Genomic DNA, 16,509 nt, shown 5'->3' with positions numbered 1-16,509 from the left:
GGCGGCGCCTTTGTGGTGGGCGGCCTGTCCGTGGTGGGAGCAGGGCGTGCTCCCGTCAGATGTTGCGGACCGTGGAGACCGTCACGACGGCCTTCTCCAGCGCATAGGCCGGGTCCGTGCCGCCGCCCTTGACCGCCGCGTCGGCGTCGGCGACGGCGCACAGCGCGCGCACGATGCCGTCGGGGGTCCAGCCGCGCAGTTGTTGGCGCACCCGGTCCACCTTCCACGGCGGCATGCCCAGGTCGCGGGCCAGGTCGTTCGGCCGGGCGTTGCGCGGGGCGGCGCCGACCCGGGCGATCTGCCGCACACTCTGCGCGAGCGCGCTGGTGACCATGACCGGCGCGACGCCGACCGACAGCGCCCAGCGCAACTGCTCCAGCGCCTCGGCGGTACGACCCTCGACGGTCTTGTCGGCCACGGTGAAGCTGGACGCCTCGGCGACCCCGCTGTAGTAGCGCGCGACCACTTCCTCGTCGACCACGCCGTCGGTGTCCGCCATCAACTGGCTGCACGCGGACGCCAATTCGCGCAGGTCGTTGCCGATCGCCTCGACCAGGGTGCGACACGCGTCCTCGGTGAGCGAGCGACCCGCGATCCGGAACTCGGAACGGGCGAACGCGACCCGGTCGCCGACCTTGGTGACCTTGGGGCAGGTGACCTCGCGCACGCCGACCTTGCGGACCGCGTCCAGGAGGTTCTTGCCCTTGGGCCCGCCGAGATGGGCGAGGACGAGCACGATCTCGTCGGCGGGATCGGCGATCAGCTTCTTGACCTCGCCGGCCAGGTCCGTCCCGAGGTCCTGCGCGGACCGGATCACGATCACCTTGCGCTCGCCGAACAACGACGGGCTGGCCAACTCGGACAACATCCCCGCCTGCAGTGCGCCCGGCGCGAGATCGCGCACATCGGCGTCGGGGTCCTGCGCCCGCACGGCGCGCACCACCTCGCCGATCGCCCGATCCACCAGCAATTCCTCGGCCCCGACGACAAGCGTCACCGGCGCGAGCGGATCATCCTGCATTCTCCTGGCCACCCGACCAAGCATCCCACGCCCGACGGACACGCCTCCCCCGCGTCGCCGGCGCACGGGGACGGGGGATGCGGGCGGGGCGCGGAGCCGATCCGGACGGGCCGAACAGGGCCATGGGCGGCTCGTGTACCGCCCTTTGGGCAGCGGCGCTCGATGTACGCCCGATCCTCGTCGTACCGGGCGACATCGGCCGGCGCCCGCGCCGCGTCGGAGCCGGCCGGGCGGGGTGCGGGGGTGGGCTTGTGTGCGGGGTCGTGGTGGGCCGGGGGCGACGGCCGGTACCACCGCCGGGGTCGGAGCGGGAAGGCGGTCGGCGTGTGCCGGGGTGTCGGGGCCTCGGGCCACCGCGTCGAGGTGGGCGGGAGAGCCGGTCACCGCGATCGGGCCGTCGGTGTCGGTGCGCAGCAGGCGGGCGCCGGTGGCCGCGACCAGGGCGCGCGCGGACGGGGACGGATGGCCGTACGGGTTGCCCTTGCCCACCGAGACGAGCGCGAGGCGTGGATGCAATCCGAGCACCAGGCCCGGATCCTGGCGCGAGGAACCGTGATGGGCGACCTTGAGCACATCCACCCGGAGCCCGGCCAGCCGGTCCCGCAACGCCTCCTGGGCCTCGATCTCGGCATCCCCGGTGAGCAACATGCGAACGCCGTGCCGCTCGGCCAACACCACGAGACTCGCGTTGTTGGCCACCGATCCACCCACCGCGCTCCCCACCGGCAGCCCCCGAACCGGCGCCGACTCCCGTGCCCCGGGCCCGGCCCACGGGCGACCGGGAGCAAGGTCGCCCGCTCCGGTGATCGGGACCCCGACACCCGAGGGCGGCAACGCAGGCCCGCCGACCCGGGCGTCGGACACCCCGGGCACGGACACGTCGGCCCGGCGGATGGCCGGTGCGACCGAGTCGGTGGTCCGCCGGCCGGACAACGGCAGCCGGGCGGCATCGACGCCCGAGGCGGCAACGAACTCGGCCGGGACAGCGGCCGGCATGTCGGACAGGAGGCTGCGGGCGCCGACGGATCCGGCCGGCGCATCGGGTGACCACGACACCTCGGGGCAGGGGCACGAAGCCGGGCCGAGGGTGGCGGGGTGGGCCGCCCGGACGCCGGGCGGGAACGACGAGGCGGGTGCGGAACATGCGCCGCAGCCCGGGCCGGCCGGCGCGTCGAGTCGTGTCGGCGGGGCCGACCCGGGCTGCGAAGGAGGTGCCTGATCGGGCCTCCGGATGCCCGACGGGCCCGACGCCCGTGGTGGGGGCGGCTTAGGTTGCGAGGCGGGGGTCGGATCGCGGGGCCGGGTGGTCGGCATGTCGAGTCGGGGTGGGACCACGGGCGGGGTCCCGGCGGGGCGTGGTGGTTCGGGCAGGTGGGTGAGGGGTGCGTCTCGGAGTGGGTCGGGGTTCGGGGTGCGTGGGCCGGGACGAAGGCGGAGGGCCGTCGGGGGTGGGGTGAGGGTTTGCCAGGTCAGGGCGGCTCGGCTGCGGCGTTCGGCGTCGGTGGGGGTGGACAACGCGATGCCGGCGGCGGTGGCCCAGCGGCGCACTCGGGTGACCTCGGCCATCGGTTCGAGGACCGAGGTGCCCTGGATCAGACCCACCGCGCGATCGCGCAACGCGCCCGGGAGGCCCTCGACATGGTCGGCGTGGAAGTGGCTGAGCAGGATCAGCGGCAGCCGCCGGATCCCGAGGTCGCGCAGGCAGCGGTCGACCGCGTGTGGATCCGGGCCGGCGTCGACCAGGACACCCGTACCGGGACCGGCGTTGAGCACGATCGCATCGCCCTGGCCGACGTCGCACATCACCAGGTGCCAGTCCGGGGGCGGCCAGCCGGTCAGCGGGCGAACCACGGCCGGTGGACGCAGCAGGAGCACCACGGCGAGGAGGGCGAGCAACGCGGCGGTCATGGCGCGCGATCCGCCGAACGGGGTGGACCGCGGCCGACGCAGCGCGCGCAGCGTCGGCACGGCCGCAACGGTGATCGCGGCGAGCACCGCGCCGCCGAAGAGGCCGGTCGGCCAGGTGACGGCCGCACCGGGCAGCGCGGCGCCGGTGTGGGCCACGGTCACGATCCATCGGATCGGCCAGGAGCCCAACCACGCCGCCGCCTGCGCGAGCGGCAGGCAGACCGGCGCGAGCACGAGGGCGACGAAGCCGAGGATCGTGGCCGGCGCGACCGCGAACTCGGCGAGCAGGTTGCACGGTACGGCCATCAGTCCGACCCGGCCGGCAAAGCTCACCACGAGCGGCCCGCACACGGCCTGCGCGGCCAGCGGCACGGCGACCGGGACCGCCGCCCACTTCGGCCAACCTCGGGCACACAGCCGCGCGGCCCAGTGCGGCGCGAGCAGCAACAGCGCCCCCGTGGCCAGCACGGACAGCGCGAACGCGTACGAGCGGGCCAGGGTCGGATCGAACAGCACCAGGCCCAATACCGCGACGGCGAGCGCGGGAAGGCCGCGCCGGGGCCGCCCGGTGTACAGCGCGGCCAGGGTGACCAGGCCCATCACCGCGGCCCGCAACACGCTGGGTTCGGGCCGGGCCACCACCACGAAGCACGCGACGGCCACCGCGCCGGTGATCGGCAGCGCCCGACCGCGCAGTCCGCCGCGGCGCAGCACCAGCAGCACGAAGCCGAGCAGGATCGTGATGTTGGTGCCGCTCACCGCGGTCAAATGGGTGAGTTCGGTGGTCCGGAAGTCGGCTTCGAGGTCGGCGGGAAGCATGCCGGTATCCCCGACGATCAGCCCCGGGAGCAGGCCGCGAGCGGCGGGCGGCAGGTCCGCGCAGGCCGCGCGCAGGTGGGCCCGGAGTCGACCCGCGAAGCGCTGATGGGCTGCCGGAGCACCGATCCGCTCCGGGGCGGATCGCACCAGGAGGAGGGCCTGCCCGCCCTTGCCCGGAACGAGGCGACCATGGGCGCGGATCGGCGTGCTCGGCAAAAGCCCGAGCCAGGAGCCGGCCTCGGGGCCGGTGGCCAGGACGGTGACGGGGGTACGAACTCGCGTACCACCCGGGATGCTTGCGCCCAGGGATCGGCCGGTTCCGCTCGCCGGGTCGGTCCGAGTCGAGGAGCCGGGTGCGACGCGCACGTGGTCGATGCGGGCGGCGAAGACCGTGGGTGGCCCACCGAGTTCGCTGCCGCGCACCCGAGTGCCCCGGCGCTCCGGGTCGGTGCGTACGGTCAGCTCGACGGTGGCTTCGGCCTGCCGGCCGGCCGCGGCGGCGACCGGGCCGGCGTGGTCGGCGGCGGTGCGCAGGCCGGCCACCAGACCACCGGCCGCGAGACAGACGAGCACGACGGCCACCGTCGCCCGGCGACGGACGGTGGGCAGCCGCGCGAGCACGGCGGCGCCCAGGACCGCGCCTGCGCTCGCCGTCACCGTGGCCCGGAGGGGCACCAGCGGCGCGATCCACGCCGCCGTCCAGACGGCGAGCGCACCGGGCAACAGGCGCGCATCCGCCGAACGCTCCCGCCGGCCGGCCCCGGTCGCCTGGCCATGGGCCATCAGGCCGCGGCCGTGTCGCGGTCGGGCCGGCACCGCCGCACGCCACGCCTTCCGTCGCACTTCCGCCCCGAGCCCACGGACGCACCGACACCGCCGAGGCCCGACCGAGGCGCACACCCCGGCAGCGGGCCGGCCCGCCCCCGCCCGCCCGGACCCACCACATCGCCCACCGGCAGCGGGCGAATCCCGCCGTCCCGGCGGCGCCTCGTCGGGTGGGCCGCCGGCCCGCCCACGCTCGCGATCGGCCCGCTCATACCCGGACCCTCGGCTTCAGGTCGCTGTACTTGCGGTCGCCGATGCCGCGGATCCGGCGCAGTTGGTCGACCGTGGCGAAGCGGCCGAGCAGGGTGCGCTGTTCGATGATTTGCCGGGCCAGAACCGGGCCCACGCCGGGGAGTTGCTCCAGTTGTTCGGCCGTTGCCGTGTTGATGTCGACGAGCGCGCCCGAAGTCGCCGAGCCGCCCGGCCCGGTCGAGGCCACCGGCACCGGCGCCGGGGCGCCCGGGACGCCGACCGGGACCTGTTCGCCGTCGGCCAGCGGGCGGGCCAGGTTCAACGTGGCCAGATCCGCCGCCGGCAACGCCCCACCGGCGGCCTGCACCGCATCCGCCACCCGCGCCCCCGGCGGCAACAACACCACCCCCGGACGCGCCACCTTCCCGGCCACATGCACCGTGATCGGCCCGGTCGCAGGCACCGGCCCGGCAGCCGACGACGAAGCCGGCGCACCGGCCGACGCCGCGAAGCCCGACCCCGGACCCCCCGTCGCCTGCCCCACCGGAACCGCCGCCGGCGCCGCCACACTCTGCGGCCGCGCCCGCCACCAGCCGCCCACCGCGAGCGCGACCGCCACCAGCGCGAGCACCGCGACCGCGGCCACCGCACGCCGATCCACCCCCACCCGAAACCGGGCCGGCAGGCGATCCGCGACCGCCTCGGCCACCCGCCGCGCGGAATCCGGCCCCCGAGGACCCTCCGGCTCCCCCGCCCCGAGCAGCGCGGCAACCCGCTCGGCACCCGACCGCGGCAACGCCGAGGCCGCACGGCCGGGCGACGCACGCCCCGGCGAAGCCCGACCGGAGAACGAATACCCGGCGGACGAGTCTCCGGCCGACGAAGACGACATCCCGGGCGACGAGAACCCGGGCACGGCATATCCGGAGGACGAGTCCGGCACAGGAGACGGCGAAGGCGAAGGCGAGGAAAACGGCAACGAGGATCCGGGCATGCCCGAAAGCTAGGCCGCCCCGCTCACCCGCCCCCGCTCACCGCGGCCCCCTGTGCACAACCCGCCGGGCTGTGGAAACCAACCCCACCCACGTGGGTGACCCACCCCGCCCCGACAACGCCACCCCACCCGGCCCCGCCCGCCCCTCACCGAGGCGAAACCACCACCGCCAACAACCCCGGCCCCGCGTGCGCCCCGATCACCGCGCCCACCTCGCTCACGTACAACTCCCCCAGCCCGGCCACCCGCTCCCGCAGCCGCCCCGCCAACGCCTCCGCGCGCTCCGGACTGGCCAGATGATGCACCGCGATGTCGACCGCCCCGGCCCCCGCCCGCTCCACCGCCAACTCCTCCAGCCGACTGATCGCGCGCGTCGCCGTACGAACCTTCTCCAACGGCCCGATCAACCCGTCGCTCACATGCAACAGCGGCTTGACCGCCAACGCCGTACCCATGAACGCCGCCGCCGCCCCGATCCGCCCGCCCCGGCGCAGATACTCCAGCGTGTCCACGTAGAACAGCGCCGACGTGGTCTGCGCGCGCTTCTCCGCCGCGATCGCCGCCTCCTCCAGGGACGCGCCGTCCGCCGCCGCCTCCGCCGCGGTCAGCACGGAGAAACCCATCCCCATGCCCAACGTGCGCGAGTCCACCACCCGCACCGGCACCTCGGCGTCCCGCGCCGCGAGCAGCGCGGCCTCGTAGGTGCCGGAGAGTTCGCGGGAGAGGTGGATCGAGACGATGCCCGTCGCACCCTTCTCGGCGAGTTCGCGATAGACCTCGGCGAACGTCTCCGGCGCCGGGCGCGACGTGGTCACCACTCGGCGCTGACGCAGCGCGTCGGTGAGTTGGGCGGGCGTGGCCTCGATGCCGTCGTCCAGCGGCCGTCCACGCAGGACGACCTTGAGCGGGACCACCACGAGGCGGTGCCGCTCCACGAGCTCCTCGGGCAGATAGGCCGTGGAATCGGTGACCACGGCAAGATCGGTGGGCATCGTCGGCATGAGCGGGCAACCACCCGGATGTGAGACGACAGGGGGGCGGGGTCGGTGTCTCGACTACCCCGTGTCGGGTCGCTGAGTCGAGACACCACATTCAATCTCGGTCACCATGCCACGCCCCGACGCGCGGGTGACGCGCGCGAGGGTGCGGCCGGCGCGTCCCGTCGTCGGGGCCCGCCGCCGGCGGCTGCTCAGGTCAACCGCTTGCTCTCGGATCGGCTCTCGTCCGCGTACGCGCGCAGGGCCGCGGCCTCGCGCTCGACGTCCGTGCCGAGCCGGTCCAACTCGTCCTCGCCCAGGTGGCGTTCGCGGTCCTGAACGGCCCACCGCAGCGAGGCCGCGGCATGCTCGATGCGATCCGCGCGCTCCTTGAGGCCGGGCAACTCGCGGGCGACCCGGTCCCGATCGGGCTCGCGCTCGACCATCTTGAGGTCCGTGTCCAGCGCCTTGGCGAATTCGTCCAGCCGGCGCAACAGCGCGACCGCGTCGGAGAGCTGCGCGTCGTGTGCGTAGCCCGCCTCCAGCACTCTCCGGGTCTGGTCCAGCGAGCGCCGCACCGACCCGCGCAGGCGCGCCGCCTCGCCCGCATCACCCGTGCGGGTATACGCACGAGCCTTGGACGTGGCGTCCTCCACGAGGCCGCGGACCCGGGGCGCGTGCCGGTCGATCCGGCGGCGCACCGCCCGCCGCATCATCGTGATCAGGCCCACCACGACGCCCACGAGTACGAGACACGCGAGCACACCGGCGCCCAGCACCACGCCGAAGGTCTCGGCGCCATCGGCCAACGAGTCGGTGGTCGCGGGAACGTCGGCGAGGGCCACGAGGCGTCTCCTGCCTGGTCGGGGCCGGAAGGTTTCCCCTCACACTAACGCCGCCGGGCGGCTTCGATACGCACGCGGCGGAAAACACCGCGTTCCAGACCGATCGTCACCGACCGGAAACGGTCCGGACACCGTCCGGAAATCGGCCGCCGCACAAGCCGGCCCGCACACCGTGAAGGCCCGACCGCACACCGCGCGCCCCCGCCGCACACCGCGAGAACCCGCCACGCGGGCCCACCGCGAAGCACGGCCCGCGCGCGGTCGGCCGCTCACCGAGCGAGCGGCCGACCCGCACCGACCGACCTACGCCGGAACGATGTTCACCAGCTTCGGCGGCTTGACGATCACCATCCGCACGCCGGCCCCGTCCAGCGCGGCCAGCACCACCGGATCGGCCAGCGCCAGCGCCTTCAGCTCGTCCTCGCCGATGCTCGGCGGCACCTCCAGGCGGGCCCGCACCTTGCCCTTGATCTGCACGACACAGGTGACCGTGTCCTCGACCAGGTAGGCCGGATCCGCCTGCGGGAACGCCTCGTAGGTGACCGTGTCGCCGTGCCCCAGCCGGGACCACAGCTCCTCGGCCACGTGCGGCACCAGCGGCGCCACCATCAGCACCAGTTTCTCGGCGATCTCGCGCGGCACGGCCGGCAGCTTGACCAACGTGTTGTTCAGCTCGATCGCCTTGGCGATGGCGGTGTTGAAACGCAGCGCGTCCATGTCCCGCCGCATGCCGTCGATCGCCTTGTGGGTGGCCCGCAGCGTGGCCTCGTCGGCCGGCTCCTCGACCACGGTCGGCGCGCCGGTGTGCTCGTCCACGATGTTGCGCCACAGCCGCTGCAGGAAGCGGTACGAGCCGACCACCGCGCGGGTGTCCCACGGTCGGGAGATCTCCAGCGGACCCATCGACATCTCGTACAGGCGCAGGGTGTCCGCGCCGTACTCCTCGGCCATCTGGTCGGGCGTCACCGAGTTCTTCAGCGACTTGCCCATCTTCCCGTACTCGCGGCTGACCGCCTGCTCGCCCAGGAAGAACTTCCCGTCCCGCTCCTCGACCTCGCTCGCCTCGACGTAGACGCCGCGCTCGTCCTTGTACGCGAACGCCTGGATGTAGCCCTGGTTGAACAGCTTGTGGAACGGCTCGGACGAGGACACGTGGCCCAGGTCGAACAGCACCTTGTGCCAAAAGCGCGAGTACAGCAGGTGCAGCACCGCGTGCTCGACACCGCCGACGTACAGGTCCACGCCGCCGGTGTGGCCCTCGTGCTTCGGGCCCATCCAGTACTTCTCGACCTCGGGGTCGACCAGCACCTCGGTGTTGGTCGGGTCCAGGTAACGCAGCTCGTACCAGCACGAACCGGCCCAGTTGGGCATGGTGTTGGTCTCGCGGCGGTACTGCCGGGGCCCGTCCCCCAGGTCCAGCGTGACGTTCACCCAGTCGGCGTTGCGCGACAGCGGCGTCTCGGGCTTGGTGTCCGCGTCGTCCGGGTCGAAGGTGCGCGGGCGGTAGTCGTCGATCTCGGGCAGCTCGACCGGCAGCATCGAGTCCGGCAGCGCGTGCGCGACGCCGTCCTCGTCGAACACGATCGGGAACGGCTCGCCCCAGTAACGCTGCCGGGAGAACAGCCAGTCGCGCAGCTTGAAGTTGATCGTGCCCTCGCCGATGCCGCGCGCGGCCAGCCACTCGGTGATCGTCCTCTTGGCCTCGACCACCCCCAGACCGTCCAGCGTGATGCCCGCGCCGGAGCTGTTCACCAGCTTCGCGTCGTAGGACACGAACGCGTCGGCCCACTCGGTGGTGTCGCTGATCGAGCGGTCGTCGGTGGGCTCGACCACGCAGCGGATCGGCAGCTCGAAGGCCCGCGCGAACTCGAAGTCGCGGTGGTCGTGCGCGGGCACCGCCATGATCGCGCCGGTGCCGTAGCCCATCAGCACGTAGTCGGCGATGAAGACCGGGACCCGCTCGCCGTCGACCGGGTTGATCGCGTAGGCGCCGGTGAAGACGCCGGTCTTGTCCTTGCCCTCGCTCTGCCGCTCGACGTCGCTCTTGGACCCGGCGAATCGGCGGTAGGCCGCGATCGCCTCGGCCGGCGTCGCCGCGCCGCCCGTCCACACCGCCGGGATGCCCTCGGGCCAGGCGTCCGCGACGATCGCGTCGACCAGTTCGTGCTCGGGTGCCAGCACCATGTAGGTGGCGCCGAACAGCGTGTCGGGCCGGGTCGTGAACACCTCGATCGGCGCCGCGTCGGTGGCGAAGGAGACCTTGGCGCCCTCGGATCGGCCGATCCAGTTGCGCTGCATGATCTTGATCGGCTCGGGCCAGTCCAGCTTGTCCAGGTCGCCCAGCAGCCGGTCGGAGTACGCGGTGATCCGCATCATCCACTGCCGCAGGTTGGACTTGAACACGGGGAAGTTGCCGCGCTCGCTGCGGCCGTCGGCGGTGACCTCCTCGTTGGCCAGCACGGTGCCCAGACCGGGCGCCCAGTTGACCGGGGCCTGCGACACGTACGCCAGGCGGTACTCGTCCAGTACCGCCGAACGCTCGGTGGCGCTCAGGTCGGCCCACGCGCGCCCGTCCGGGGTGGCCCGGTCGCCCTTCTCGAACTGCTCGACCAGCTCGGTGATCGGACGCGCGCGACCGACGCCCCCGTCCGCGCCGGGCGCCTCGGGGTCGTACCAGGAGTTGAAGATCTGCAGGAAGATCCACTGCGTCCAGCGGTAGTAGGCCGGGTCGGTGGTGGCCACCGACCGGCGCTGGTCGTGGCCCAGGCCCAGCCGGCGCAGTTGCCGGCGCATGTTGGCGATGTTCGCCTCGGTGGTCACCCGCGGGTGTGTGCCGGTCTGGACCGCGTACTGCTCGGCGGGCAGGCCGAACGCGTCGTAGCCCAGCGTGTGCAGCACGTTGTACCCGGTCATGCGCTTGAACCGGGCGTATACGTCGGTCGCGATGAAGCCCAGCGGGTGTCCGACATGCAGGCCCACACCCGAGGGGTACGGGAACATGTCCATCACCATCATCTTGGGCCGCCCGGCGACCTTCTCCGGCTCGGCCAGCGGACCGGCCGGGTTCGGCGCCTCGAACGTGCCGTCGGCCTCCCACCGGTCCTGCCACCGCGCCTCGATGTCGCCGGCCAGGACGGCGTTGTAGCGGAAGGGCTCGGTCGGGGCGTCGGTGTTGCCGGCAGGACCCTGCGTCATCTCGGTCATCGTCCTCAACCATCGGGGTGTGGGCAGCCGTCGGCTGCTTCCGGTTTCGTCGCTTGCGCGAAGCGACCGTTTCTGGAAACGAAAAGACCCCTCGCTCAGGAGGGGTCGCCGCGCCGAGTCGGGTGGGAGCGGTCCTCCACCCGGTCTGCTCAGCGCGGCCCGGTAAGCAGCAGTACGGCACGCATGGCCTCAGGCTACCGCAGGTGACCCGGAGCCGGTTCGATCCGGGGGCGACATCCGGGCCGCCTCGGTCACAGTCCCGGAGCGGGCCCGGTGGACAACGACAACACCAGCAGGATCTGGGCGAGGTGGTAGGCGCCCACGATCAGCACCGGCGCGTACGGCGTCGGGGCGCGGAACCGGTTCCAGCCGACCAGGGTGTCGGAGACGTAGAACAGGAACGCGCCGGCCACCGCGCTCGGTCGACCGGTGGCCGCCGCGGCGACCACCATCAACGAGACCACGCCGACGTAGAGCAGCACCATGCCGATGTACGTGGGCGCGCTCTCGCGCGCGCCGGTGACCAGACGCACCGCGTAGGCACCCGCCGCGAACAGCACGACCACGATGCCGGCCGCGGCCCACAGCCAGGACCACCCCATGCGTTGAAAACCCGCGACGTAGCCGATGTGGGCGAACAGCGAGGCCACCACCGCGGCCACGAACCAGCGCGGGGCGAGCAGGTCGCGCAGCAGCGACAACGCGAGCGCGACGCTGAACAACGCGCGCAGTGCCCCGTCGACGTCGTCGAACGACCAGACGGCGACCAGCAGGGCACAGATCACCGCGGCCTTCAGGAGGCGATCGAGGGGGAGCCGATCGAGCGGGAGACGTTCCCGGGCGACGGCCACCCAGTCGGCGACCGCGAGCAGGCTCGCGAGCACCAGCACGAGTACTGCGGTGAGGGTCACGTCCGGCGACACTACTGGCCGGAAACCGGACCATTCGCCCACTCGTTCGACCCGTCACGCAACCGTGACGGGAAAGACCTCAATCGTGATCACCCGGGGCCTCGGGAGCGGTCCGCGCCCGCTCCCGAACCCCGCCGACCGGGCCGTCCTCACATGCGTTCGAAGCCCCGGAACAGTTCCCAGTCGGTGACCGCCGCGTCGTAGGCGGCGAGTTCGACCCGGGCGGCGTTGGCGTAGTGCTCGACGACCTCGGGACCGAACACCTCGAGCGCGAGCGTGCTCTTCTCCCACAGCTCCAGCGCCGCGCGCAGCGACGTGGGCACGTGCTGCCCGTCGGAGGCGTACGCGTTGCCCGCGCACGCCTCGGCCGGCTCCAGCCAGTGGTCTATCCCGTACAACCCGGCGCCGATCATCGCGGCCACCGCCAGGTAGGGGTTCACGTCGCCGCCGGGAACCCGGTTCTCCACCCGCAGGCCCGCGCCTCGGCCGACCAGGCGCAGCGCGCAGGTGCGGTTGTCGATGCCCCACTCGACGGCGGTCGGCGCGAACGTGCCGGGCTGGTAGCGCTTGTAGGAGTTGATGTTGGGCGCGTACAGGAGGGTGAACTCGCGCAGCGCGGCGAGCTGCCCGGCCAGGAACTGGCTGCCGAGCCGGGACAGTCCGTGCGCTCCCGAGCCGGCCAGGAGCGGCCGGCCGTCCGCCTCCTCGCGCAACGACAGGTGGATGTGGCACGAATTGCCCTCGCGCGCGTTGGGCTTGGCCATGAAGGTCAGGCTCATCCCCTCCTGCGCGGCGATCTCCTTGGCCCCGGTCTTGTAGACGCTGTGGTTGTCGCAGGTCCGCAGCGCCTCGTCGTAGCGGAAGGCGATCTCGTGCTGGCCGAGATTGCACTCGCCCTTCGCGGATTCCACGTACATCCCCGCGTCGGACATCTCGTTGCGGATCCGGCGCAGCAGCGGCTCGATCCGACCGGTGCCCAGGATCGAGTAGTCGACGTTGTAGAGGTTGGCCGGGGTCAGGTCGCGATAGGCGCGGTGCCATGCCTCCTCGTAGGTGTCCCGATAGACGCAGAACTCCAGCTCGGTACCGACCATCGCGGTCCAGCCGCGCTCGGCGAGCCGCTCGGTCTGCGCCCTGAGGATCTGGCGCGGCGACGCGGCCACGGGGCGTTCGTCGCCCCACTTCAGGTCCGCCTGGACCAGCGCGGCACCGGGATTCCACGGCACCGGGCGCAGGGTGCGCAGGTCGGCGTGCAGCACGAAGTCGCCGTAGCCGCGATCCCACGAACTCATCTCGAAGCCGTCGACGGTGTTCAGATCGACGTCCACGGCGAGCAGGTAGTCGCACGCCTCGGTGTGGTGTTCGAGCACCTCCTCCAGGAAGAAGCGGGCGGACAACCGCTTGCCCTGCAACCGCCCCTGCATGTCGGTGAACGCGACCACGACGGTGTCCACCTCGCGCGCCCGGACCAACTCCCGCAACCGCTCGATCTCCAGCATGATCCACGCCTCCCCGTCGGTTCCGGCCATCCAAGCGCACTCGATGTGCCGGGCGGGGGATTTCGCCGGGCGGGCCGACGCGAAACCGAGCCGGTCGAGGACACGACCGCCGCCGTCGCGGCTTCACGGGGCCGGTGCGTCCGCGCGGGTCGAGCGGGCATAGCGGTCCGTCAGGGCACGCAGATGGGCGACCAGTTCCGGGGGGTCGGTGACGGTGAAGTCGTGGCCGAGCAGGCCCAGGTGCACGGCCAGGGTGTCGAGCGAGTCGGCGCCGGTGTCCAGCACGCAGGTGTCGGCGTCGATCGCCTCGACCGTGCCCACGGCCGGGTTGATCCGGTCCAGGACGTCGGCGGCGGGCGCGTGCACCAGGACCCGGGCGCGATGTCGCCAGGCCGCCGCGGAGACCTTGCCGGCCACGTACCTGGCCGCGTCGCCGTCCGGGTCCTCGCGCGGCGCGAACCTGGGCCCGTTCGGGGTGCGCGGGGTGATCCGGTCGACCCGGAAGGTGCGCCAGTCGGCGCGGTCCACGTCCCAGGCGACCAGATACCAGCGGCGGCCCCAGTTGACCACCCGCTGCGGCTCGACGGTGCGCACGGTGCCCGCGCCGGCGTGGTCGAGGTAGTCCAGCCGCAGCCGCTCGCGGTCCCGGCAGGCCGCGACCAGGACGGTGAGCACGTCGGTGTCCACCTTGGCGGAGGGCCGATCCGCGGGTACCGGCACCGCGTACTGCTGCAACGTGCGCACCCGTCGGCGCAGCCGCGCCGGCAACACCCGCTCCAGCTTGGCCAGTGCCTGTATCGAGGTCTCCTCCATGCCCGCCATCGCCCCCTGGGCGACGGTGCGCAGGCCGATGGTGACCGCCACCGCCTCGTCGTCGGACAGCAGCAGCGGCGGCATCGCGGCACCGGCGGCGAGCCGATAGCCGCCGGCGGACCCCCGGGTGGCGTCGACCGGATAGCCGAGTTCGCGCAGCCGCTCGACGTCCTTGCGGATCGTGCGGCCGGTCACGCCCAAGCGGTCGGCCAGTTCCGAGCCGGGCCACTCGCGGGGTGTCTGGAGCAGGGACAACAGGCGCAACAAACGTGCCGAGGTTTCCAACATTTTCGCAGCCTGCCGCCCCAATAGGATCGAAGCATTCCTATTGGGATCCTACTGTTCCACTCATGGAGAACAGCAGCCACACCGCAGCCGAGACCGCCACCGCGACCGCCGACACGATCCGCCCCTTCCGGATCGGGATCGCGCAGGCCGATCTGGACGACCTGCGCGAGCGCCTGACCCGCACCCGCTGGGCCGCCGACGTCCCGGGCGTGCCCGAGTGGACGCGTGGCGTGCCGACGCCGTACCTGCGGGATCTGGCCGCGTACTGGGCGAACGACTTCGACTGGCGCGAGGCGGAGGCCCGGCTGAACTCCTTCCCGCAGTACCTCACCGGGATCGACGGTCAGGACATCCACTTCGCGCATGTGCGCTCGGCCCGGGCGGACGCCCCCGCGTTGTTGTTGATCCACGACTGGCCGGGCTCGTTCGTGCAGTTCGTCGACGTGATCGAGCCGCTGTCGCGCGACTTCCACGTCGTGGTCACCGACACGCCCGGTGTCGGCTTCTCCGGCCCGCTGTCCGGGCCGGGCTGGAACACCGGCCGGATCGCGGGTGCCTTCACCGAGCTGATGGCCCGCCTGGGCTACTCGCGCTACGGCGTGCAGGGCAACGGCGGCGGGGCGTGGATCGCGGCCGAGATGGGGCGGATCGCGCCGGAGCGGGTGATCGGCATCCACGTCAACGGCCTGGTCACCTTCCCGTCCGAGGACCCGGCCGACTTCGCCGGGTTGACCGAGAGCGAGCAGTCCAGGCTGGCCCGGCTCCAGGAGTTCCGGGACGACAAGATGGGCTTCAACGCGATCCAGTCGACCCGGCCGCAGACGCTCGCCCACGCGTTGCACGACTCCCCGGTCGGTCAGCTCGCCTGGATCGTGGAGAAGTTCAAGGAGTGGACGGACACCGCGAGCGCGCTGCCCGAGGACGCGGTGGACCGGGACACCCTGCTCACCAACGTCAGCCTGTACTGGTTCACCGGCACGGCGGGCTCCTCGGCCAACCTCTACTACGAGATGGCGCACGACCCGAGCGCGTGGGCGCCCAGGGAGCGCGGCACCGTGCCGACCGCCGTGGCCGTCGCCCTGCCCCAGGACGTCGCGATCCGCCGCTTCGCCGAGCGCGACCACCACGTGGTGCGCTGGACCGAGTTCGAGCGTGGTGGCAACTTCCTGTCGCTGGAGCAGCCGGAACTGCTGATCGGCGACGTCCGGGAGTTCTTCACGGGTCCGGACGGCCGGGACGTGTCCTAGGGGCCGTCCGAAACGACCGAAGGCCGCTTCCCGGGGGAAGCGGCCTTCGGGATTGCGGTGGAGCTACGGAGAATTGAACTCCGGACCTCTTGCATGCCATGCAAGCGCTCTACCAACTGAGCTACAGCCCCGCGTGAATACGTCACAAGTCTACCGGGTCGCCCGCAGTGCTCACGACCAAGGGGGTGCGCAGCGGCGGCGGCGCGCGCAGCGGCCCGACCGCCCGCAGCAGCACCGCGGCGGTGAGGCCGCACAGCGTCGCGAACAGGTGCCCGAGGTCCCAGATGGTGTGGTCCACGATCACCGGCAGGCCGACCGAGACGAACATCACCGCCGTGCCCGCGAGTCGGACCCAGCCGGACATGATCAGCACCGCCGCCGCGCACGAGCCCACCTCGACGTAGCTCACCCCGACGTCCGTCGCGAACGCGATCTTGTGCGGGAGTCGGCCCGCCTCGATCGCGCCCTTCTCCACCGCGGCGGTCAGCAGCGACCCGAACACGTGGCCGCTCGCGCCGATCAGCAACATCCTGGGCGAGCCGTAGCGGCGTTCCGCCCACGCCACGATCGTGCCGAACACGACCATGTAGGTGGCCAGTCCGGAGCCGTGGTCGGCGACCCAGAACGCGCTGGTGAGCAGCGCCTCCAGCGGATCGTCGCCGAGCCGGAGCAGGTTGGTGCTGTTCAGCTTGGTGAGCAGGTCGATCAGCCGGGGCGGCGAGGTGCGTTGCACGACGGTGGACGCGGTGAAGATGGCGATGTAGGTGAAGGTGACCGGCGCGGACAACACCCACGCGTGCAGCCGGGCGGTCCACGGGCTCAGCACCCGCACGCAGCGCCGGGCCCAGGCCCAGCGACGGGCGAGGCCGCGCAACACGTACCAGGCGATGGCGAGGCTCAGCCCGAGTGCGACGGTCACCCGGCTCCGGTGCCCCCGCGGCCCGCGCGCGAATCTTCTCCGCCCGG

10 protein-coding genes and 1 tRNA gene are annotated in these 16,509 nt (G+C 72.7%); 1 reads left to right on the top strand and 10 read right to left on the bottom strand.

All coding sequences use genetic code 11. From position 1 onward, the window contains the following. Positions 1–55: 55 nt before the first annotated feature. The 8 genes from holA to ACFXMF_RS13735 all read right to left on the bottom strand — a co-directional run bounded on the left by holA (position 56) and on the right by ACFXMF_RS13735 (position 14,296). Positions 56–4,531 (bottom strand): DNA polymerase III subunit delta, encoded by a 4,476-nt coding sequence (holA, locus tag ACFXMF_RS13770; protein WP_379989300.1) that lies wholly within the window; start codon positions 4,529–4,531, stop codon positions 56–58. 250 nt (positions 4,532–4,781) lie between these two features. Next, positions 4,782–5,474, bottom strand: a complete 693-nt coding sequence (locus tag ACFXMF_RS13765; protein ID WP_379989299.1) for a helix-hairpin-helix domain-containing protein — start codon at positions 5,472–5,474, stop codon at positions 4,782–4,784. Positions 5,475–5,905: 431 nt separating this feature from the next. Then, positions 5,906–6,751, bottom strand: a complete 846-nt coding sequence (locus ACFXMF_RS13760; protein WP_360304574.1) for a DegV family protein — start codon at positions 6,749–6,751, stop codon at positions 5,906–5,908. Positions 6,752–6,948: 197 nt separating this feature from the next. Next, positions 6,949–7,581, bottom strand: coding sequence for a hypothetical protein (locus ACFXMF_RS13755; RefSeq protein ID WP_360304572.1), 633 nt, complete (start codon positions 7,579–7,581; stop codon positions 6,949–6,951). Between the two features lie 303 nt (positions 7,582–7,884). Next, positions 7,885–10,785 (bottom strand): leucine--tRNA ligase, encoded by a 2,901-nt coding sequence (leuS, locus tag ACFXMF_RS13750; protein WP_379989298.1) that lies wholly within the window; start codon positions 10,783–10,785, stop codon positions 7,885–7,887. A 251-nt stretch (positions 10,786–11,036) separates the two neighbouring features. After that, positions 11,037–11,696: a lysoplasmalogenase family protein gene (locus tag ACFXMF_RS13745; RefSeq protein WP_360304568.1), complete on the bottom strand. Its 660-nt coding sequence runs from the start codon at positions 11,694–11,696 to the stop codon at positions 11,037–11,039. A gap of 149 nt (positions 11,697–11,845) precedes the next feature. Continuing rightward, positions 11,846–13,225 (bottom strand): glutamine synthetase family protein, encoded by a 1,380-nt coding sequence (locus tag ACFXMF_RS13740; protein ID WP_379989297.1) that lies wholly within the window; start codon positions 13,223–13,225, stop codon positions 11,846–11,848. A 93-nt stretch (positions 13,226–13,318) separates the two neighbouring features. Continuing rightward, positions 13,319–14,296, bottom strand: a complete 978-nt coding sequence (locus tag ACFXMF_RS13735) for a YafY family protein (RefSeq protein ID WP_360304566.1) — start codon at positions 14,294–14,296, stop codon at positions 13,319–13,321. Between the two features lie 62 nt (positions 14,297–14,358). Here ACFXMF_RS13735 and ACFXMF_RS13730 point away from each other — a divergent pair, with 62 nt between their 5' ends. Further along, complete coding sequence (locus tag ACFXMF_RS13730) at positions 14,359–15,543, top strand: epoxide hydrolase family protein (protein WP_379989295.1); 1,185 nt, start codon at positions 14,359–14,361, stop codon at positions 15,541–15,543. A 58-nt stretch (positions 15,544–15,601) separates the two neighbouring features. Here the strand turns inward: ACFXMF_RS13730 and ACFXMF_RS13725 are convergent. Together ACFXMF_RS13725 and ACFXMF_RS13720 are read right to left on the bottom strand one after the other, a co-directional pair. Continuing rightward, positions 15,602–15,674: transfer RNA gene (locus tag ACFXMF_RS13725), tRNA-Ala, on the bottom strand. A gap of 11 nt (positions 15,675–15,685) precedes the next feature. Further along, on the bottom strand, positions 15,686–16,462 hold the full coding sequence (locus ACFXMF_RS13720) for a rhomboid-like protein (RefSeq protein WP_360304562.1): 777 nt from the start codon (positions 16,460–16,462) through the stop codon (positions 15,686–15,688). Between the last annotated feature and the right edge of the window lie 47 nt (positions 16,463–16,509).

The organism is Embleya sp. NPDC059213 (assembly GCF_042754445.1).
In the GTDB taxonomy this organism is placed as follows: Bacteria; Actinomycetota; Actinomycetes; order Streptomycetales; family Streptomycetaceae; genus Embleya.
Note: the sequence above shows the minus strand (reverse complement) of the source record. Positions and strands in the feature narration are given on the sequence as shown.

Excerpts from the sequence above, each read along its gene's own strand:
- holA (WP_379989300.1), bottom strand. The coding sequence starts at position 4,531 with ATGGCCCATGGCCAGGCGACCGGGGCCGGCCGGCGGGAGCGTTCGGCG.
- leuS (WP_379989298.1), bottom strand. The coding sequence starts at position 10,785 with ATGACCGAGATGACGCAGGGTCCTGCCGGCAACACCGACGCCCCGACC.
- ACFXMF_RS13740 (WP_379989297.1), bottom strand. The coding sequence starts at position 13,225 with ATGGCCGGAACCGACGGGGAGGCGTGGATCATGCTGGAGATCGAGCGG.
- ACFXMF_RS13735 (WP_360304566.1), bottom strand. The coding sequence starts at position 14,296 with ATGTTGGAAACCTCGGCACGTTTGTTGCGCCTGTTGTCCCTGCTCCAG.
- ACFXMF_RS13760 (WP_360304574.1), bottom strand. The coding sequence starts at position 6,751 with ATGCCCACCGATCTTGCCGTGGTCACCGATTCCACGGCCTATCTGCCC.
- ACFXMF_RS13730 (WP_379989295.1), top strand. The coding sequence starts at position 14,359 with ATGGAGAACAGCAGCCACACCGCAGCCGAGACCGCCACCGCGACCGCC.